This window comes from Mumia sp. zg.B21 (assembly GCF_019550855.1).
Lineage (GTDB): Bacteria > Actinomycetota > Actinomycetes > Propionibacteriales > Nocardioidaceae > Mumia.
In genome coordinates, this window is record NZ_JAHWCJ010000005.1 from 17,168 (window position 1) to 36,323 (window position 19,156).

General features: G+C 67.1%; 21 protein-coding genes. 2 read left to right on the top strand and 19 right to left on the bottom strand.

Annotated elements, in window-relative coordinates; translation table 11 throughout:
* Positions 1–16 precede the first annotated feature (16 nt).
* Both KV100_RS19090 and KV100_RS19095 read right to left on the bottom strand, forming a co-directional pair.
* The gene (locus KV100_RS19090; RefSeq protein WP_220344779.1) at positions 17–1,714 is read right to left on the bottom strand and encodes a relaxase/mobilization nuclease domain-containing protein; all 1,698 of its coding nucleotides are present in this window, start codon (positions 1,712–1,714) and stop codon (positions 17–19) included.
* Positions 1,711–2,103, bottom strand: a complete 393-nt coding sequence (locus KV100_RS19095) for a MobC family plasmid mobilization relaxosome protein (RefSeq protein WP_220344780.1) — start codon at positions 2,101–2,103, stop codon at positions 1,711–1,713. Before KV100_RS19095 ends, KV100_RS19090 begins: the two co-directional genes overlap by 4 nt.
* Positions 2,104–2,541: 438 nt before the next feature.
* Here KV100_RS19095 and KV100_RS19100 point away from each other — a divergent pair, with 438 nt between their 5' ends.
* Positions 2,542–2,922, top strand: coding sequence for a hypothetical protein (locus tag KV100_RS19100; RefSeq protein ID WP_220344781.1), 381 nt, complete (start codon positions 2,542–2,544; stop codon positions 2,920–2,922).
* 342 nt (positions 2,923–3,264) lie between these two features.
* Here the strand turns inward: KV100_RS19100 and KV100_RS19105 are convergent, their stop codons facing one another.
* The 9 genes from KV100_RS19105 to KV100_RS19145 all read right to left on the bottom strand — a co-directional run bounded on the left by KV100_RS19105 (position 3,265) and on the right by KV100_RS19145 (position 9,058).
* Positions 3,265–4,350 carry a zeta toxin family protein gene (locus KV100_RS19105; protein WP_220344782.1) on the bottom strand — a complete coding sequence of 362 codons (1,086 nt, stop codon included), beginning with the start codon at positions 4,348–4,350 and terminating at the stop codon, positions 3,265–3,267.
* Positions 4,347–4,601: a hypothetical protein gene (locus KV100_RS19110; RefSeq protein WP_220344783.1), complete on the bottom strand. Its 255-nt coding sequence runs from the start codon at positions 4,599–4,601 to the stop codon at positions 4,347–4,349. Before KV100_RS19110 ends, KV100_RS19105 begins: the two co-directional genes overlap by 4 nt.
* A gap of 2 nt (positions 4,602–4,603) precedes the next feature.
* Positions 4,604–5,233, bottom strand: a complete 630-nt coding sequence (locus KV100_RS19115; RefSeq protein WP_220344784.1) for a recombinase family protein — start codon at positions 5,231–5,233, stop codon at positions 4,604–4,606.
* Positions 5,230–6,033: a Fic family protein gene (locus KV100_RS19120; RefSeq protein WP_220344785.1), complete on the bottom strand. Its 804-nt coding sequence runs from the start codon at positions 6,031–6,033 to the stop codon at positions 5,230–5,232. The genes KV100_RS19115 and KV100_RS19120 overlap by 4 nt, the downstream gene beginning before the upstream one ends.
* A gap of 4 nt (positions 6,034–6,037) precedes the next feature.
* Positions 6,038–6,298 (bottom strand): hypothetical protein, encoded by a 261-nt coding sequence (locus KV100_RS19125; RefSeq protein WP_220344786.1) that lies wholly within the window; start codon positions 6,296–6,298, stop codon positions 6,038–6,040.
* A gap of 157 nt (positions 6,299–6,455) precedes the next feature.
* Positions 6,456–6,686, bottom strand: a complete 231-nt coding sequence (locus tag KV100_RS19130; protein WP_220344787.1) for a hypothetical protein — start codon at positions 6,684–6,686, stop codon at positions 6,456–6,458.
* Between the two features lie 193 nt (positions 6,687–6,879).
* Positions 6,880–7,152 (bottom strand): hypothetical protein, encoded by a 273-nt coding sequence (locus KV100_RS19135; RefSeq protein ID WP_220344788.1) that lies wholly within the window; start codon positions 7,150–7,152, stop codon positions 6,880–6,882.
* A 10-nt stretch (positions 7,153–7,162) separates the two neighbouring features.
* On the bottom strand, positions 7,163–8,140 hold the full coding sequence (locus KV100_RS19140) for a hypothetical protein (RefSeq protein ID WP_220344789.1): 978 nt from the start codon (positions 8,138–8,140) through the stop codon (positions 7,163–7,165).
* 48 nt (positions 8,141–8,188) lie between these two features.
* Positions 8,189–9,058: a DUF2637 domain-containing protein gene (locus KV100_RS19145; protein WP_220344790.1), complete on the bottom strand. Its 870-nt coding sequence runs from the start codon at positions 9,056–9,058 to the stop codon at positions 8,189–8,191.
* Positions 9,059–9,437: 379 nt separating this feature from the next.
* Between KV100_RS19145 and KV100_RS19150 the strand changes: the two genes are divergently transcribed.
* The gene (locus KV100_RS19150; RefSeq protein ID WP_220344791.1) at positions 9,438–10,391 is read left to right on the top strand and encodes a pentapeptide repeat-containing protein; all 954 of its coding nucleotides are present in this window, start codon (positions 9,438–9,440) and stop codon (positions 10,389–10,391) included.
* Positions 10,392–10,447: 56 nt separating this feature from the next.
* Here KV100_RS19150 and KV100_RS19155 read toward each other — a convergent pair whose 3' ends face one another.
* The 8 genes from KV100_RS19155 to KV100_RS19190 all read right to left on the bottom strand — a co-directional run bounded on the left by KV100_RS19155 (position 10,448) and on the right by KV100_RS19190 (position 18,777).
* Positions 10,448–10,828 (bottom strand): single-stranded DNA-binding protein, encoded by a 381-nt coding sequence (locus KV100_RS19155; protein WP_220344792.1) that lies wholly within the window; start codon positions 10,826–10,828, stop codon positions 10,448–10,450.
* Between the two features lie 443 nt (positions 10,829–11,271).
* On the bottom strand, positions 11,272–12,216 hold the full coding sequence (locus tag KV100_RS19160; protein WP_220344793.1) for a DUF4192 family protein: 945 nt from the start codon (positions 12,214–12,216) through the stop codon (positions 11,272–11,274).
* Between the two features lie 135 nt (positions 12,217–12,351).
* Entirely contained in the window at positions 12,352–12,546 is a 195-nt protein-coding gene (locus KV100_RS19165) for a hypothetical protein (RefSeq protein WP_220344794.1), read from the bottom strand.
* Positions 12,547–13,351: 805 nt separating this feature from the next.
* The gene (locus KV100_RS19170; RefSeq protein ID WP_220344795.1) at positions 13,352–13,708 is read right to left on the bottom strand and encodes a hypothetical protein; all 357 of its coding nucleotides are present in this window, start codon (positions 13,706–13,708) and stop codon (positions 13,352–13,354) included.
* A 225-nt stretch (positions 13,709–13,933) separates the two neighbouring features.
* A complete protein-coding gene (locus KV100_RS19175; protein WP_220344796.1) occupies positions 13,934–14,140 on the bottom strand; it encodes a hypothetical protein in 207 nt (68 codons plus the stop codon).
* A gap of 226 nt (positions 14,141–14,366) precedes the next feature.
* Positions 14,367–15,032, bottom strand: a complete 666-nt coding sequence (locus KV100_RS19180; protein ID WP_255566383.1) for a ParA family protein — start codon at positions 15,030–15,032, stop codon at positions 14,367–14,369.
* Positions 15,033–15,338: 306 nt separating this feature from the next.
* Positions 15,339–16,838: a ParB/RepB/Spo0J family partition protein gene (locus tag KV100_RS19185; RefSeq protein WP_220344797.1), complete on the bottom strand. Its 1,500-nt coding sequence runs from the start codon at positions 16,836–16,838 to the stop codon at positions 15,339–15,341.
* A 430-nt stretch (positions 16,839–17,268) separates the two neighbouring features.
* Positions 17,269–18,777, bottom strand: coding sequence for a tyrosinase family protein (locus KV100_RS19190; protein ID WP_220344798.1), 1,509 nt, complete (start codon positions 18,775–18,777; stop codon positions 17,269–17,271).
* Positions 18,778–19,156: the final 379 nt, after the last annotated feature.

Sequence of the window (19,156 nt, forward strand, 5' to 3'; positions counted from 1 at the left end):
CCCCCGTGCCGCCTTTCTATCTCTCCGGGCCGCGATCTGCGCCCGGTCGTGTCACCTGTCGTGGCTTGGCTGGGTCGATCGTGTTCGGAAGCGGCGAGACCGCGGGGCCGTCATCGGCCTGGCCGGCGTTGAGCCGCTCGAGGATCGCCTGAGCCTCTGGCTCGAGCGTCGCCGTGTTCGTCCTCGGAGCAGTCGTCGTGGTCGCGTCCTGCTGTGGTGTGGGCAGGGCGGCGCGCAGCCTGACCAGCCGAGCCCGGGTGTCGTCGGCCAACAGCCGGGCTTGCCTCGACTGGCCGGCGGCCAAGGAGGCCTCGTAGACCGCCTGTGTCAGCCGCAGGAGCTGCCTGACCATCACCGCCTGTGCGACGGTCCCCTGCCCGCCCCGTGCCGCGCTGGCCAGCAGCATGGCCGCACCTGAGATCGCGACCGTGCCCGCCTTGTGGGGACGTACCGTGCCCCGGTACGTCTGCGCCGATCGCGACAGCGCCTCGGCTGCCGCGGCGAGGTCGCCGGGCGTCTCCTCGGTGGCGTTCGACCACGCAGCCAGTGCGCCCGCGGTCTGGCGTGCGACGGTCGCCCACGTGTCACGGTCGTCGACGTCGACCGTGCGGAGCCGCTCGATGAGGGCCTGGAGCTCCGCGTTGCGCTTGTCCCACAGCTCCGGGTCCGGCTCCTGGATTTCACGGCCCGGAGCGACCACCCGTCGCCCGCGCTTGGCCGCGTTCCATTCCGCCGCAGACTCACTCGCCCCCGTCGGCGTGTCCGGCCAGTTCTCCCGTAGCCGAGGCAGTGTCAGGTCTCGACCCAGGTGCCCGCCGCCGTACCAAATGGGCCGCTCGCCAGCTTCGGGCCGTTCAGCAACCGAGTAACCGGTGATGATGTCGGTGCGCCCGTCGGAGTAGCGGGGCCGCACCAGCACACCGGCACGACGCATCCGGCGCACGAACTCTGCCTCGTTCTCGCTCGCGGTCGCGCAGCCGCGGACCTTCAACGCAAGCATGTAGCGGGGCTGATCGGTACGGATCTCCGACGCGATCTGTGCCTGTCGATCGGCTCCTGCCAGGTGTTCCCACGAGGGTGCCTTCTGGCCCCGGTTGGCGCGCTCGTACTTGGCTCGGGCCCGGGCGCGTGCCTGGGCCTCGCGCTCGGCGGGGTCGTAGCCGCGTGTGGCGCGCTCAGCGTTGACCGACTCCAGCCGCTCCAAGCCGTACTTGGCCTCGAGCGCGCGGGCCGCGGCCTGGGCCCGTCGGAAGTCGTTGTGGGCCGACGCCTTCGTACCGTCCTCACGAACGAGGTTCACGGCGATGTGGATGTGGTCGTTGCCGTTGGTGGAGACGCCGTGGCGGACCGCGACCCACCGGCACGGGGCCTTCGTGCCCCCGTTGTCGTCGAACTCCATCGCCTTCATGAAGTCGCCGGCGATCTCGGCCCACCGCTCGTCGGTCAGCAGGCCCTCGTCGGCGCGAAGCGACAGCGAGCAGTGCCAGACGTGACCGCCCTTCACCTCGACTCCGTACGCGGCATACGGACGGTCGAGGTGACGGGCAATGGCCAGCGCGGAGTTGTGTCCCAGCTCGGCGTCGTCGTGCCAGGCCATGATCGCCGCGTCGCCCGCGACGAGATGCGGATCCTGGTGCTCGTTCGCCCGACCCGGCCCGACGAGGTAGGTCATCAGCCCAGCCATCCGGGTGCCCCGGACCACGTTCGGCATCATGGGCGGTCCAACCCGTCGATCGCCTGGTCGATGCGCTGGGCCACGCGCCTCACTGCGTTCAGCGTGGCCCGCAGATCCTCATGGACCTCGCCGGTGGCGTTGGTCGCCTTCGCGATCTGGTTGACGTTGTTCGACACCGCGGCCAGCAGTCGGTGAAGCGTGAAGAGCTCGGCCATCGCGTCCCGCCGCTCGGTCGGCGTCTCCCCCGACGCCAGCGCGGACTCGACGAGCAGCCGCGGGATGGTGACGCGCTGCTCGGCGGCGAGACGCAGCAACGTCTCCTCCTCGTCGGGTGACACCTTCACCTCGTGCCGGTGCTGGCGGCCGCCCTCGACGTTGGCGCGGCGACGCCGCGTGAACAGGCGACCTCCGGGAGCCTGCTCGCTCATGAGGATCACCTGCCCTTCAGCCCAGCGCAGCGACCCCGCCTCGTGCGGGGACCACACGGTCAGTGTGCCGGATCCTCGACGCCACGTCGAGGACCAAAAGCCACTTAGCCGTGCTAAGTGTATAGCTTGCTCCGCTAGGGCAGGCGCGGGTGCGTGAAGCGCACGCGGGCTCCACCAGCTCCCGACGCCGTGATTCTCTCGCCTCCGCCAGCAGCCGCAAGGGCGCTTCGCGTCCCTTCGGGACTCGGCTCCGCCGAGCCCTTGCCCCAGCCGCCGGAGGCGAATCTCGGCATCTATCGGGAGCTGGTGGCAGGTCTGGCCTGGACCAGTGCGGCCGAGGAGTCAGCCCCCATTCGATCGTGCTCAAAAGGGGTTCTACGCGGGAGAGTGCCGAGGGATGCTGTCGCCTGGCAAACCGACACGACCAGGGAGACCATCTTGCGCTTCACCAAGGGCCGTAGCCTCGCCGCGGCACTCGCCTCCGTTCTCGCAACCGGCACACTGCTCGCCGCCGCACCCGCACAGGCGGCATCTGCGGGCTGCACCGCGCCCTACTGGCACGGGCTCGGGAACCGAACCTGCACCACCGGCAGCATCCCCGCCAACAGCGCGCGATACATCTACATCAGCGTCACCGCCTGCAAGGGAAGCCCGTGGAAGGTGTGGGACACCGGCACCGGAGTGACCATCGCCAGCGGCACCGGCAGCGGTCAGGGCACCCTGATCGAGCGAAAGGTCACCGGGCTCTACGGCAACTACAAGGGAAAGCTCACCGACGCCTGCTACAACGACGAGATCCGTCTCAGCAACTGGGTCTGAGGCGCACCTCCCGTGGCGCGAAGAAGTGGCCGTCCAGCCATGAGCGCTGGGCGGCCGCTGCTCGGATCGCCGCCGGTTCGCTTGGAACGAGCATCGGTCCAAGCCGCGGTCTCCGGGGTCCACTGTGGTCCGCTGACTGGACCGTGGCCGGCCGAGGAAGGACGTGGTCCACGTGGGTTGGGTCGGCGGCCCAACCGGGTCAGTCTGCTCTGCAGCGGCCCGGACCGGCTCGAGCATGGTCTCGCCGTGTGGACCACCGCGATGACGTCGGTGTGTTCATCGGTCCGTGGATCCGAGCGGGTGGTCTCGTAGCGTCCGTCGGGATGTGCCCGGTCCTACCGCTCAGCGCTCTTGCCCCTCCGAGCCAGTTCGTCCCTCACGTGCCTGCCTTATCTGCGCTGCCAGCCGGTCCTCCATAACCGAGGCCGGTTGGACAACCTCCCCGGGATGTTGCCGCGTCTCGGGAGGCGTCGGGAAGGACGCACTACGGGTGCCCGCACCCAACCCCGGCATGTTGTTTGCCGCGGTCCGAACGTTCGCTAACAGGTTGTTCTGCTCGGCTTGTGAAAGATGACGAGTCACCGCAGGAGCGTCGACCTCGACGAGGCGACGCATCGTTCGAATGAGATCGGGGTCCGTTTGGCCGGTCCGAGCGCACACCTCAAGATCATGGACCAACTGCGTGGTCCACCCCCTCCGAGCGATCTCAGAGAGCGACGTGGTTGCCTGTCCCTCGCGCAGGGCTTCTTGTGCGGACACGCTCACCTGTTGCCAGTTACTCGGTTCCGGATCCGCTTCGAACAGAACGTTCGCCTGGCGATCGCAAATCGCGACTCGGCTAAGCAGTTGCGCCTCGAGCACAGCGCCGAGGGTCCCGGAAACCGCTTCCGCTGCGATGTCGTGCGTCTTGCCCTGTGTCCACCGCCCTGCGCCATGTTTCACGACCTGATCTGCGTAGCGCGTCAGCGTCCCCAGCCGGGATACCTCCGGTGGCACGGCCAGTACATGCAGCTCGGTCCGGTAACCCGCCGTCATGAAGGCGCGAAGCGTCGCGTTCACGACGGCGGACTGACGCATCGTCGTCTCCAGCAACACCTCAGCCCGCATGTCGCGCAGATACTCCAACGTCATTCCCACCCATGCTCCCGCTGCCTGCGCCGTAATGGAGGGCATAGAAAGAGGATCGTCACGCATGAGCTCGGGATAGCGAGGGTGGAACCGTCGGAGGCGGTCGTCGTCGACAACGTCGTTGCGCGGATGGGTCGAGTTGAGCGCTCTAATCGCACGCGACTTTCCCGCCCCGGGTTGGGCACCGACGACCCGAATGGTGGCCGACCGCCCAACTTGCTGAGTAGCCCTGAGCGTTGGACGAATCTCCCGCTCGAAGATTTCCCGCAGCGCTTCAGGACCGAGGTCGCTTGTGCTCATGGAGCGGACTCGTTTGCAGCCTTGAGGCGCTCACGAAGTGTCGTTGTCATCGAGTTCACGGCATCGAGTTCCATGGGCGGAACTGCATCGACTTCTTCCATCAGGTCGCGGTCGGCTTGTCGCCAGCGTGCCTCGTCTTCAGGGGTGGCCGCCGCTCGCGCTCGTGAAATGTAGATCCCACCCAAGTGGGTTGCCAGCTCGCACATCACGTCGTAGACCATCGGGTCGTAGTCCTCGTCCTCGTTTGCCATCGTCATCGCTCCCTTCCGAGTTCAAGCTGAGTTCGTTGTTCCGTCTGCGGCACAGCAGCGCCTTCGTCGACTTTGGCGAGTGCCCGTGCAACAGAGGACTTGCCAACACCCAGCACCGACGCGATGTGCTGGATGCTCTTGTTATCGGCGCGCATCCTTACCGCCGCTGTCACGCGCTCTGGCGTCATCACCGACGGCCGTCCGCCGACACGACCTTGGGCTCGTGCGTGGGCGAGGCCGCGGCGGGTGTTCTCGCGGATGGTGGCGACGCGGAGTTGTGCAAGAACGGCCATGATCCCGACGATGGCCTCCCCCATCGGGGTCGACGTGTCGACGTCGAGGAACGGTTCGGTGAGGCTCTTGAGGCGGACCCCGCGCCGGCCGAGGTCGCGGATGATCTCGATCGCCATCTGTTCCGTGCCGGCGACTCGGTCGAGCGCACGAATCACGAGCATGTCGCCAGGGCGCAGGTAGGCGAGGCATGCCTGCCACTGCGGCCGATCGGTGATCCGGCTCGACTCTCCGTGGTCGACGAAGACTCGCTTCGCGCCGGCTTCTCGGAGCTCGGCTGCTTGCGCGTCCGGGTTCTGCTCTCGGGTGCTCACCCGGGCGTATCCGATGATGTTGCTCATCGTCCTATCCCCTGCCCACTGCTGCCGTAGCCCTGTCCGGGCCGATGCGGTTCCTGCGGCCTCGTCGACGCGTGGCGGCCAGCTGCTTGTGTGGGTGACATCGGATAACTCGCGCTCAGCGGCGAACGCTGCCGCGCCCCGGCGCCGCCGGTCACGGCTGGCCCGCCCTCTCTCTCCTCCGCGATGTGCTGGAAGACCGGTACGAGAGAGTCAGGCACAGGTTCGTACTTGTCGAGGTCGGGGCGGCTGAACTCTGAGGCCTTGTTCCACCAGTTCGGGTCCACGCGAGCAAAGTCGAGCTCGAACTTCGAGCGCATTGCCACGTGCTCCATGAAAACCTTCGAGCTGCGTCCGTTGCCCTCACGAAAGGGATGGGCCTGGTTCAGGTGCGCGAACACGTTAGCCGCCGCAGACGCGAACTCGTCGCGTTCTAGCCTCCCCCACTCCGTGGTGTTCACCAGGCGTTGGACGTCGGCCAGATAGCGGTCGACCTCACCAGTGCGGACGTCGGCGAATCCTCGCACCGCGCCCTGCTTCATCATGTTCTGCGTCCGGTACTCCCCCGCCCACTCGTACACGTCCTGGAACAGATGCCGGTGGATCGCCCGTACGTGGTCTGCGCCGTAGGTGTGCTCACCGACGAGGGATGGGTCCGCCACGAGCTGCTTCTGCCTCAACGCAGTCGCGCCATACTCGAACGCCTGAAGGACTCGCGGATCGCGGATGTTTTGGACGTTGCGCATCGTCGCGTCGTCGGGCGGTGGGTAGAAATACGACTCCCACGTGTCGAACGTCGCCACGTGGTCACTCGTTCGAGACGGATGGCGCCGTTGTGACCGGTGCTCGCGCTGCTCGCAACGCAGCCTCTCGCACACGGCGCAGGTACTCGGTTTCGTCGATAGCGCCCCGAGCCTCGTCGGTCAGGTTCTCGACATCCTCTCGGTTCGGGATCCAACCCTCGTGCCAGGCGGCCGCGAGCGACTGCCGTACGGCCCGGCGCTGAGTCGAGTCGAGTTGCTCGAACAGCTCGGGCCAGCGCTCTTCAACGTCGAACTTCTCGGCCATGACCATCTCCCTCGTGTGGGTCTCGATCCACTATATTCCCGAAAAGGGTCAAAGGGCAGTTTCGGGCCGTTATGGTTTCGGTCCAGTCTTTCGGGACGAAAGTGCTCGGCGTGTCGGCGACATCGAGGCGGTAACGCTTCTTGCCCAGAAACGATCGTTATTGGGCGGCGTATCTGGGCTTGATCTTGCGCAGCCGGCCGAGCCGCGCGTTCCAGTCCGACGTGATGGTCGCGGCGGGGACGCCGCTGGCCAGGCGGTCGAATGCCGAGACCAGCCAGACCTGGTAGGTCTCCCACTCCTGGCCCCGAGCTGCCGTGACACGGCCAAGGGTCTGCTTCCCAAGATGACTATTCGGTCCAGTGAGGCTACGGAAGTCCTCCACCCGCACGGTTGCTTCTGCGCACGCGAGTCGGAGTCGTTTCGCCAGGTGTGCCGCGGCGTCGCTCGGCCATCGGTCTCCGGGCGGTGGAATGAGACCCATCTGCTCGTCGGTAGGCATGGGTGTTCGTAAGGCGTTCACCGGTGCAGCCACAACTCGCGTGATCGCAACTCGTAGCGAAGACGTCGCGCGGTTCGTCATCTCACAACCTCTCGTTGGTGGCCGTGCCGGCGGGGCCGCCGTCAGGACGGCCGAGCTTCATGAGCCCGAGCACGCCGACGAGTAGAAAAATGACCGCAACGACGAGGAAGAGGCCGACGACGAACCACTCCTTATCTTGGGCACTCCCCCAAGCGGAGATGCCGGCAACAGTCATGCCGACGACGCTGACGGCGATCAAGAAGAGCCCTGCGCCCAGTGGCCCCTTCCCCTGACGCTCTGTCTTCATAGGTCGTCCCTCCTCGGGTTCAAGCATGGCCGTCTCCTCATCCTTCGTTGGTGATGCTAGGGAAGCCCGATGACAATGGGTCTTCCTCGGGCGACGGGTCGAGATCGCCGCTTTCTGCGGCGTTGATGGTGCGGGTCGCCGCCTCGAGGATGACGACGTCCTCTCCAATCAACCGCAGGCTCTCGCGGATCGCCTCAGCACTTGCGGCGACTTCGGCGCCGATCGTGTCGAGGTTGTCGATGGCGTGGTCGTCTGCTCCCGTGCCGGCGAGGAGCTCGGTGAGACGCTCCTGTGCGCGCTCGGAGTTCTCGAGGGCGGCCAGTCGAGCTGTCTCGCGGTCGAGGTCCTGCAGGTGACGGTGGTACCTGACCAGCGCGTCAACTCGCGCGGCTGTGGACTGGTTCGCTGAGTCCAGGGACCTGGTAAACCGTTCCCTCGCGGCCGGGGGCAGATCGGCCGAGGTTGCGCGCAGGGCGAGGATCGCCAGTGTCCGCCGACGGATCTCGGCGACCTCAGCGTCGACATCCAACAGCACACGGTGCACCCTGAGAACTCCTGAATGCCTAGCCTTCGCGGTCATGATCCCGTTGGCCGCGGCGATGGCGCGGTGCCAGTTGCGGCCCTCAGCTGACTCGGCTGGGAGTTCGACGATCTCGATGTAGTCAGACGCGGGAGACCAGTGGTACCTCTCCTCTCGCGCCTCCAGCCAGTAAACGCCCGCGCCGAGGGTAAGGGCGGCTGATAGCCAGAGACACACCTGGACTTGGTCCCGCATCTCCGCATCCCACGAGCCCGGTTCGGCGACGACCAGGGAGCCACAAAGGGCAAGAGCGAGAAGACTGAGGAAGAAGAGCGCGGGCGAGGGTGGCTCCTTGCGCTTGCCGCGCACGAGCGCAGGCGCGTCACGCAGGCGCCCCCATTCGAGCACGCGCTCAAGGGCCCTGAGGTCGACCTGCGACGCCGACCTCTTAACCCTGGCCAACTCGAGGCTGTAGGTCTCGGTACTCGTGGTCATGATTACTCCTTCGCGTGGGTCTGAAAGCATCGGGACGCGTCTTCCGCGTCATCGGCTGGGGCCTCGCTCGAGCACCCGAGCCACGGTGCTTTTGCCGCACCCGATCCGGGCGGCGATCTCTCGCTGCGAAAGTCCCTCTTGGTGAAGCTCGACGATCTGTCGATCACGTGCGGTCTTCTCATCGCCGGCGATGTCACTCGGCCGCATGTCGAGCGTGTTCACGGGCCTGGCGACCCGTGCCGTCGCGATCTCGAGTCCGCGAGTAGGGGCCGCCGTCACGGGGCGGCGCTCCTCGAGGAGGTCTGCAGATGGCTGAGCAGCCACATCCGGTTGTGGGGACGTCACGGAAGGAGTCGCGGAGATCCGGGCCTCTTCGATCTGGACCGGCGCGGTCACCTTGCTCGGTGCCGTCGAAGGGACCTCGCCGGCGATCGGATGCGGAACGTAGTCCGGATCAACGACCAGTCGCGCGATGGTGTGCGTCGCGGCGAGCTGTCCGAGAGGAGGGAGCGCGGCGATGAGGGTTCCCACCCAGGTCTGCCAGGTGATGGATTCATGCACTGCCCAGGCGTGCGAGCCGTTCGCACCTACCGACACGACGGTGAAGGCGACGAGGGCGATCCAGGCGAACCAAGGGGTCTGCCCTCGCCCGCGCTCGACGAGCACGGCCACGGTGTAGACGATGATCGCGCCGTCGATGAAGACCGGGACTGCCCACCGCAGCGATGGGCGGATGTTGGCCCACGCGGCGACGTCATGCAGCCCCGCAAAGCTGAGCATGAACGTGACAGTGCTGAGGGTGATCGCGCCGACGAGTGCTATCCAGAGCAGGATCCTGGACTCGGTCGAGATGGTCATTCGCCGTGGAACGGTGAACCCCGGGTGGTGCAGGTTCTCGGACATCGGTGCGGTCGTCATCGATGCGACTCCCCCTAGTAGCGAACGCTTGCGTTCATATTATCAGAAAACCTCAACACTTGCGTCCTGATATCGTGGGTTCATGGTTGATCGGGAGCCGCCGGAGGATCCTGGCCCGGGGCCGGCAGGGCTGTACGACGTGGAGCGGTTGGCTCGACGTCTTGGCATCGCGCATTCGACCCTCCGCGGCGCACGGTGGCGGGGCGTGGACTGGTTGCCCGACCCGGTCGGAACCCTCAACGGTGCGCCGGTGTGGAGCGCTTCGTCGCTCGAGGGAATCGAGGAACGCCGGCGACCCGCTGGCCGGCCTCGCAAATCTGACTGAGCCGAGTCCCTCGAAAGCCACCGCCGCGCTGAGCGCCGCTGAAAGACTCCGACCATGACTAGCAGTCGTGTGTGGGGATTCATGAAGGCACATCCAATAGCGACCGCGATCGCTCTCACCACGGCCGCCGTTGCAATCTTGGTGTCCGTCCCGCTCGTGCTCGTCGACATCAGCGGCGGCGGCCGCCTGAAGGGCAAGGACCTCGCCGACGCGGTCGCGAACGAGCGCCGGACAGTCCTCGCTACGCTCGCCGGCATCGCCGCCGCGATCGGCCTGTTCTACACCGCGATGAGACACCATCTTGACCGCGAGAACCACACGCTCGCCCTCGAGAACCACAAGCTCGCCCTCGAGAGCGCCCAGCTCGACCGCGAGAGCGCCCAGCTCGGCCGCGACAGCAACGTCACCGAGCGCTACACCCGTGCCGTCGAGCAGCTTGGCCACACCAGCATCGCGATTCGTCTTGGAGGCCTCTACTCCCTCGACCGCATCGCGGTCGATTCCGAACGCGATCGCGACACGATCCTCGAAGTCATATGCGCCTTCGTCCGCGACCGCACCCGAGCACGCCCTTCTGCCACACCGGAGACAGACGCACCGACCGCGCCTGAGACCGACGTGGCGGCCGCACTGAGTCTCCTCACACGACCGAAAAGCTGGATCAACTCGACAGTTGACATAAACGGCGCCAACCTCACCGGCGCCAACCTCTTCCGCGCCAACCTCACCCGCGCCAACCTCGGCGGCGCCAACCTCGGCGGCGCCAACCTCACCCGCGCCAACCTCACCGGCGCCTACCTCGGCGGCGTCACCCTCACCCGCGCCAAGCTCACCGGCGCCAACCTCACCGGCGCCTACCTCGGCGGCGTCACCCTCACCCGCGCCAAGCTCACCGGCGCCGACCTCACTAACGCCTTCCTCACCAACGCCGACCTCACCGGCGCCGACTTCACCAACGCCGACCTCAACGGGGCCGTTGGCCTGGACACCGTGGTCGGCCTTCCGTGAGAGTGAGCATGGGTGGAGGGCTGCCCCCAGTGGCAGCCCTCCCCCAGCTGGTGGTGTCAGATCTTCTCGTCGGTGCGGATGTTGCGGACGGCTTCGGCGGTGGCCCAGCGCAGGGAGATCCCGACGGCGTCGGCGAGGACCTTCTGCATGGTGCGCTTGGCTCCGGTCTCCTTGTCGTCCCAGCTGTCGGTGGTGACGTTGCCGGCGACGATGACCCGGTCGCCCTTCTGCAGCGAGCCGGCCGTGTTCTCCGCGAGGGTGCCGAAGGCCTTGACCTGGTGCCGGTTGGGCTCGCGGTCTTCCCACTCCCCCGCGTCGTTCTGCCGGCGGCCGTTGACCAGGACGGTGAACTCCACGACCTGCTTGCCGCTGGGGGTGAAGCGCAGCTCGGGGTCGGCTGCGAGGTTTCCTTCGAAGATCGTCGTGGTGGTGAGCATCGGTCTCTCCTTCGCTGGTGGGTGAGGCTGCACCCGGTGGTGGTGGCCGGTTGGGCCGGGCGGCTGCTTGCTGCCTGCCCGGTATGGCCGTCTGTCCAGTGGCGTGGAGGCTCGGGGTCAAGGGCCGGCGTAGCCGGTACATCTCGCCCTTGACGCTGAGACAGCCGCTGGTAGGCCCGGCTGCCACCGTTGTGGCGTGGGTGGTGGTGTGTCGGCCGAGCTCGTGAGGTCGTCTCGATAGACCGCGCGGAGCGCGGCGTCTGGGGGGCTCGGTGCGCTGTTCGTAGTTCTGTCAGTGCCGGAGTCACAGAGTCCGGCAGTACGGGAGTCTGTGACTGCCCGGGATTCTCCGGCCGGAGGCCGGCGACGAGTCAGCGCCGCGGAGCGGCTCCGCTCCCCCGGGTTGGGGTGCCCGGCTGGTCCGGGCACCCCAACCGATCGGACTAGAGGGTCTCGAGCGCGCGTTCGAGGACGTCGGAGGCCGGCGGCGTCCAGTGGGCGGGGTTCATCCCGAGCCGGGCTGCCATCCGGACCAGGTCGGCCAGGGTGTGGGCCTCGTCGCCGGCGTTGTCTGCGGCGTCGCAGGCCAGCCGTGCGGCGTGGCCGTTGCCGTCCATCCAGGCGGCGAAGGCGGCGAGCCCGAGCAGGTTGCGTGCGGCCTCTCCTTCGGCGTGACCGGCGAGGTCGGTGAACAGGTGCCACGCCGCCCGCGCGTTCGTGACGGTGACCTGGAACATGTAGAGGTCTCTGACCGGGATGAGCAGACTCGCCGCGACCAGGTGGTCGACGACGTCGCGGTCACCGACGGCTGCCTCATCGTTGAGGACACCGGCGACGGTGGCGATGGCCTCGTCGGCCCAGGCGCGCCGATCTGCGACGGCTTCGACGATCGACAGGGCGCACTCGAGGGTGACCGGCTGGTCGAAGCGGCCTGGGGTCAGCGCCTGGTCGATGTCGTGGCGTGGCCTGGGGATCTCCATCCCGGCGGCGACGGCCTCGGCGATGATCCGGTTGCTCTCCAGATCGACGGGCTCGCTCGACCCGCAGCCGCAGGTGCAGCGTGCCTCGATCAGGTCGGTGGCGATCACGGACATCACCGTGAGGCCAGTCCTCTCACGCAGCGCCTGGTCGACGGCGACCCCGTCGTCGTAGGTGCCGAACACGATCACGATCAGCGAGGATGCGGCCAGGTACTGCATCACGTCGGTGAGGCAGCTCGGCTCAGCGATCAGGTCGGCGGTCTCCAGGATGAGTCCGTTGGGTGCGTCAGGGTTGGCGGCGTCGACAACGTTGGCGACCGTCCAGCCCTGCTCGGGGACCATGCCGATGTTGACGACGGCGGCCGCGACCTGCTCGGCCAGGGTGCTGGCGACGATTCTGTGAGCCATGAGTGACTCCTTCCTTTGGCGTGGGGAGTTCGGAAGTACGGGACTCTGTGACTGCGGTACTGACGGAGTGACAGAGCCCGGTGGTCTGTTGGTGCTGGTGGGGGCGCGGCAGGTTCTGCTCGCGCCCCCACCAGGTCAGTGGTTGACCCGCTTGCGGAGCACGGTCGGCTCCGGCGCGATCACTCCCCCAGCCACGGTCGTGGTGCAGTTCGCGCAGCCCTCGGCGATGACGTAGGCGTCGAAGAACTCCTCGACGCTGCTGCGTGTGGTGTCGAGGTCGGCGTGCTCGGTGCAGGGGTCGAAGTCCCACGAAGCGATGACGTGAGCCATGGGTGGCTCCTTCCTGCCCGGGCGTGGGTGCGCCGTCTGGGTCGGCGACTGTTGTTCGCCCCTCCCGGGCAAGAGAAATGTCGAGCCGCTGTGGAGGGCGGAGGGCAACCTCGGGGACCGGCTGGAGCCGGGGCCGGCGGGGAGGAATGAAGCGAGCTTGCGAGCGCCGAGTCGCCGGTTTTGGTGGAGGCCGGCGCGTAGCGCCGGGGTTGCGTGGAGCCCGGGCGGCTCAGAATGGATCGGGCCGGGAGGGGAAACCCCTTAAGAGATCAGTGCCGCGCAGCGGCTCTGATGTTGTCGTGGCTTGTCACCGCGCGCAGCGGGGTGCCAGGCGGGCACGAAGTGCCAGACTCTGGAACTCACAGACTTACAGACTCACGGAGTTGGTGGGCCGATATCCCCACCGTGCGGGCTACGCCGCCTCTGGCGCGCAGCGGCCGCCGCGGTGCTGTCTGCGAGAGGCCGGAGCGCCTCGACCAGCGGCTGGTACGGCGGCAGGTCTGCCCCGTGCCAGCCGACCCAACGCCCCGCGGCTTCCTCCGCGAGGTGCGGCCGGTCGCCGGCAAGCTGGTGGAGCGCCTCGACGACGGGGCCGGGATCGGTAGTGAAGGCGTTTCGGCTCAGGAGCGCATCGAGCCGCACCGAGAGTGCGGTTTCTGGGCTGAGGCGACGCGAGGGCACGCCTCGATTCTCGCCTCTCACCAGGCGAGCGGTCAGGGACTACCAGACTCTGTTACTTCCGGACTCACAGACGGACGGCGGTGTGACCGTGTGTCGCGCCGCCGCCCGATCCGTCTCCGCGTCGCTAGCCGATCGCGTAGGTGTAGACGTTGGCGCTGCTGCCCCGCGCCCTCCAACTGAAGGTCTCGACTTCACCCTTCGGGCATGCCTTGTTGCTGTACCTATACAGGCTGTCCATCCAGGCCTTCACCTGGATGCACTTGCCGTCGGACTTGGTGTCCTTCAGCCAGCCCTCGACGGTGACATAGATGACACCGCCGTCATTGGCGCACCTGATCGTGTAGTGCGACTCGCCGCCCGTGATGTACACGTTGATTGGGTTCGGGCCGCAGGCGGCAGCGGAAGCAGGTGAGGCGTTGATCGCCCCGGCCGACGCCACCAGCCCTACCGTCGCGAGAACAGCCTTCATACGCTTCTTCATGGATCCCCTAAATTGCTGTCTGCATTGAAATGCTTGACACCATGGTCGGCGGCGCGCACCACCCGCAAGGGCTTTCGAAGAGCGTCTCGAATCGTGAGGCCGTGCCGCACCGACCCGCGGCTGCCGCGGGCGCCAGTCGCCTTGTCGCAGGGCGCATGAAGGAGGGCCCGACCTACCCAGAAGGTCGGGCCCTCAGTGGCGGCTGGGAGCCGCCAGTCTGTGGGGCTACAGTCCGAGCGAGGCGCGGAGCTCGGCCTCGTCGGTGCCGTGCAGCTCGGCGCGGCGTGCGAGCAGAAGGTCGACCGCGACACGGATCAGGGTGTTGTCGGTGATCCGCTCCCCCTGTCCGTTACGTGCGCGGGTGAGCTGGCGGGCGACGTCGGCCAGCTCGTCGGCCTGCTCGGGCCGGAACCGGACCTCTTTGCGCAGCATCGTCAGGTAGCGCGGGCCCGTGCCGCCGGCGTCGCGCTCGACGGCGGCGAGCGGCGGTCGCGACCTCCGGACTCCCGGAGTCTGTGACTTCGTAACTTCCGGAGTCCGTGAGTCTGTAACTTCCGGAGTCCGTGAGTCTGTAACTTCCGGAGTCCGTGAGTCTGTAACTTCCGGAGTGCCGAAGTCTGCGCTCTCGAGGAGGCTTCCGAGCTTCTTGCGTGCCATGTCAGTTGACCTCCGTCAGTGCGGCCGACTCGGTGGTCATCGTCCAGCCAGCGAACATCTCAACCGCGATCCGGCGGTAGTCGTCTGCGGCTCGGGCGCTTCGGAGGTCGTTGTCGTACTGGGTGACGACCTTTCCCTCGATCGGTGCGCGTTCGTGAACGCTGTACATGCGGACGTGGTTGGCGAAGCGGGAGACGCCGGCGGCGTCGAGGAGGTCGCGGGCTTCCTCGAGCTTGCTGGGGATCCGCGGGTCGACCTTGTTGATGAGGACCTTGTAATCGACGCCTCGCGGAACCACGACCTGCTTGATGGTGCGCATCAGCGGTCCGATGGCGAGAGCGGCGGGGTCGGTGGGGAGCACGGCGAAGTCGGCGTTGCGGAGCACGGCGTCGATGACTGCCTGTCCCTCGAGGCTGCCGGGGGTGTCGACGAAGACGAAGTCGTAGGGGAGTGCGCGGAGGCGGGCCAGGTTGTTGGGGTCGGTGTCGTCGGCGACGTCGAAGGGCAGGTTGTCGTCGGATTGGTCGGCCCACCAGGTCGCGGACTGCTGGGGGTCGACGTCGACCAGGAGCACGCGAGCTCCTTCGGCGGCGACCGCGGCCAGGTTCATGGCGGTGGTGGTCTTGCCGACCCCGCCCTTCTGGCCGGCAACGGCGATGATCCTCATGATTGACTCCGGCTCTCTGTCAGTTCGGAACTCTGTTAGTCCGGGACTCTGTTAGTTCGTTAGTTCGGAACTCTGTTAGTTCGGCAGTAACGGACTTTAGGCGGTCGGGGCGCTGGGGTGGGGGAGCGTGTTCGGCGCGTCGGCTCTTCGTGGGGGCGTGCGGCGTGACGGGGTTGGAGCCGCTGCGACAGGCTCGACCGAGCACGCTGCGGAGGGTCCGGAACGCCCATGAGGGGCGGGGCGTGTCGTCGCGTCCGTACGAGTTGGGTGGTGGGGCGGCTGGGTGCCGCCCCACCAGTGGAGCGTCTAGACGGTTCGGTCGCCGGTGGCGTACTCCTCGACCTCGCTGAGGGTGTAGCCAAGGGTGGCGAGGAAGCGGAGGTAGCGGCCGGTGGGGGAGTGGTCGCCGTCTTCGCGCCAGGCGCTGTCGCTGCTGCGCGCCTCGTAGCCTGCGAGCACCTGACCGAGCGCCAGGACCTGTGCCCGCTTGTCGCTGACATTCTCGACGGTTGCGACAAGAGAGGCGCTGCGGCCGTAGGACGCGGCCTTCTCTACGCCGAACCAGTCGGCGGCGATGTCGTTGGCTGAGGAGTCGGTGAGCAGGTCGGCGTCTTTGGCGAGGGCGTAGGCGATGAATGTGCCTGCTCCCTCGGGGAGGGTCTTCCGCATGAGGTAGGTCGTGACCCAGCTGCGGCGGACCGCCCTGGCTGACTTCCATGCCTTGTTGTTGTCGATCACGAGTCTGCGTGCCAGTCGTGCTTCCTCGCGGGCTTCGGGGCTCATCTCGTCCGCGCGTGGCTTGCCGCTACCCTGCGGGCGACTCCACCACTGCTGGTCGGTGATGTGGCCGTGCTCGGCGTACCCGGAGCAGGCGTAGACCGGCTCCCAGGTCTCCACGGCGATCGCCGCCTCCCAGCGGGCCTCGGCCTCGTCCTCGTCGACGTCGTCACCGAAGTCTGGGCGTCCCCACCGGTCGGTGGGGATCGGTGTCCCGTCGGGGTCGGTGTAGGTGGTTGTCTCGCACAGGTAGGCGGCGTGACCTGGGCAGGCGGCGTGGTCTTCGGCGGCGATCCTGGCGCCGTCGGGTGTGCGGAGGTCTCCCAACGCCCGATCGATGCTGCTGTACGCGGGGCGCTGCTCGAGGAGGATGACGCCCTCCTCGGTGAGCCGTGCGAGGACGGGCGCCTGCTGCTCAGCACGGCGTCGCTCGTCGCGTGCCTGCTGTGCGACGTGGGCGAACTGGCCGGTCTTGGCGGCGGCGACCAGTGCCTTGACGGTCTCGACGTCGCCGTCGAACTCGGCCAGGGCGGCGGCTTGGTCGAGGGTCAGGTCGTAGCGGTCGGCGGCGGCCGCCGCCAGGTCGCTCTTTCCGATCTGGAGAACGACCTCGACGTGCTCGCGGCGGGTGTGGGTCTTCTTGGCGATCTGCGCGGCGCTGAGGCCGAAGGCGGCCAGCTGCTTGGCGGTCTTCGCCTCGTCGGCGACGGTCAGTCCTGCGCGGTGGTGGTTCTCGGCGTGCTGGGTGAGGATCCGCTCGATCTCAGCGGCGTCACCGTCGCCTGCCGTGAGGGGGATGACGACGACTGGCACGGTGTCGAGGGCTGCTTCGACGGCAGCGGCCGTGCGGCGGTGGCCGTAGCGGACCCGCAGGCCCTGGTCGGTCTCAGCGGCGACGATGGGCTGCAGTACGCCGTAGGTCTTGATCGAGGCGACGAAGTCGGCGTCGAGACGGAGGTCGGTACGCACGTTGAGGTCGACCAGCAGCGTTCTGGGGTCGACCGCGCGGGGCGTGGGGGTGTGAGCCATGGGTGGCTCCTTCCTGCCCGGGCGTGGGTGCGCCGTCTGGGTCGGCGACTGTTGTTCGCCCCTCCCGGGCAAGAGAAATGTCGAGCCGCTGTGGAGGGCGGAGGGCAACCTCGGGGACCGGCTGGAGCCGGGGCCGGCGGGGAGGAATGAAGCGAGCTTGCGAGCGCCGAGTCGCCGGTTTTGGTGGAGGCCGGCGCGTAGCGCCGGGGTTGCGTGGAGCCCGGGCGGCTCAGAATGGATCGGGCCGGGAGGGGAAACCCCTTAAGAGATCAGTGCCGCGCAGCGGCTCTGATGTTGTCGTGGCTTGTCACCGCGCGCAGCGGGGTGCCAGGCGGGCACGAAGTGCCAGACTCCCGAACTCCCGCACTCACAGACTTCTCCACCTCCGAAGTGTCCGCTTGCAGCACACGAGGGTTTGGTACTCAGCTCCCTATTCGTGAAGTGGACGATCCGCTCCGGTGCCGACGACCCTGACGTTCGTAACTCTGCGTTCCTGAGGGTTAGTTCCGGTGTTGCTCGTTACGGTGAGGAGCGCGCGCACCTCGCCGACCGCCGTCGGAAGGAACCAGACTGGCAGCCGCACTTCGCGGCAGGGGCGAATCCATCCTTCGAACCCCACCCACCCCAACGGACCCTCATCTTGCTCAGGGACGCTGACTTCGAGTGAGCGGGTGCCGATGTTACGGATCACTAGGGTCCTGGCTTCCACCGCCCCGACCTCGGTCCAAAAGGTAATGAGGCGTGGGACGACCCTGAGCACCGTCGCGTCGTCACCAGTGACCACGACATCGGGCGATACCTCCGTCGGCGCTTCGAGCCTCTGGTCCCTGAAGTAGATCGTCCCCAACCGATGGTGGTCGAGCATGGATCTGGGTGTGGCGCCGCCGGCCATGCGCGCATCAATAGCAACGTCGGATGAGTACTGGGGGGTTTCATCCCAAGAGCTGCGTACCAAGTTGTATTGGTTAGCGTCCGGGTGGTTCTTCTGCCAGATCGACCAGAGCCGATCAAGGTTGCAGTGGTGCAGGTAGAACAGCGGGTCGAGCGGTGAGGTCCGACCCGCCATCGTCGGACCGACCCACATGTGAGGACCTGAATGGTGCTCGCCCTCGATACTCCGGAAACTGGAGTAGTCCAAACTGAGGATGGACGACCGGATGTCCTTGAGCGTTGGAAGGTAGCCGCCGGGATGATGTCCTGGGCTCCGGTCAACCGACCAGGAGACGATCCCGCCGCGCCCGGCGGCGCCTCCGAAGACCGTCTTCCACGGTCCGGTGTCGATATCTTGCGAGTCGCTTTCCCGGGTCCAGTCCCAGTAGGGCAAGGACACGCTGGGGTTGACGCGACGAAGCAGGGTTTCGAACCGCAGTAAGAAGTGACGGTGCCATGGGAAGAACGCTGGACCGAAGTGCACGTCATGCCAGCTCTCCTCGTGCTCTTTGGCGAACCTCTGGATGATGTTGTCTTCATAGAGCCAGTTCAGCGCTGCTCCGAAATCGGCTTGAGCTTGGGGGCTCAACTGCATGAAGTCCCGGCGCCCGCAGCGGATGGCAGGCGCGAGCTCGAGTTCGGTGGGGATCTCGCCTGTGACGGCCTGGTCGAACCGCCTCGAGATCAGCGTGGCTTTCGCATTGGCAGCTCCGACGAAGTTGGCAGCAGCTTCGAGCAGCGTTGACGACGGGTGTGCGTAGATGTCGGACCGAAGTGAGTATCCGGCGCCGGTGATCTCGTATGACTCATTCCGACCGTCAATTCTGAGGGACTTATGCCCGGTGGAGTTGCTGATTTGGATGAGGTGGCCATCCACGGCGAACATGTCAGACGAGTCGTCATCTAGGCCGTCAGCGTCCGGCTTCGACGCGCCTCGGCCCTCAGGGTGATCGTCGCCCGCCAAATGACCGGCTTCCGGTTCTGTCTCACCGTCTCGCGAGTCAGTCATCTGAGCCTCCTGGCTGGATTGCCGCGATCCCGCCGCGCAGCGGCACGACTCGGGCGACCTAGATTCCGGCCTACTCCTAGCCAATGGTTGCGTCAACGAGATTGCTCACCGCATGCTGCAGGTGGCGTCTCGGTGCCTACCGCCGCGCTGGGCGCCGGGTCGCATGGAGCCGGAGTTGGACCAGCGGCGGAGGGGCGGGACACCGGTCCAGGGCACCCCGCACTTCCTGGAGCGCAACCGGCACGCGCCACGTCGCATCGCCGGGCGGAGCCGTTGGCGAGCGCGAGATGTCCGGAGGTGGCCACGACTTGGTGCGGCCTGCTGCGCTTGCCAGGGCTGGCTACGGCTTGCCAGGGCTGGCTACGGCTTGCCAGGGCTG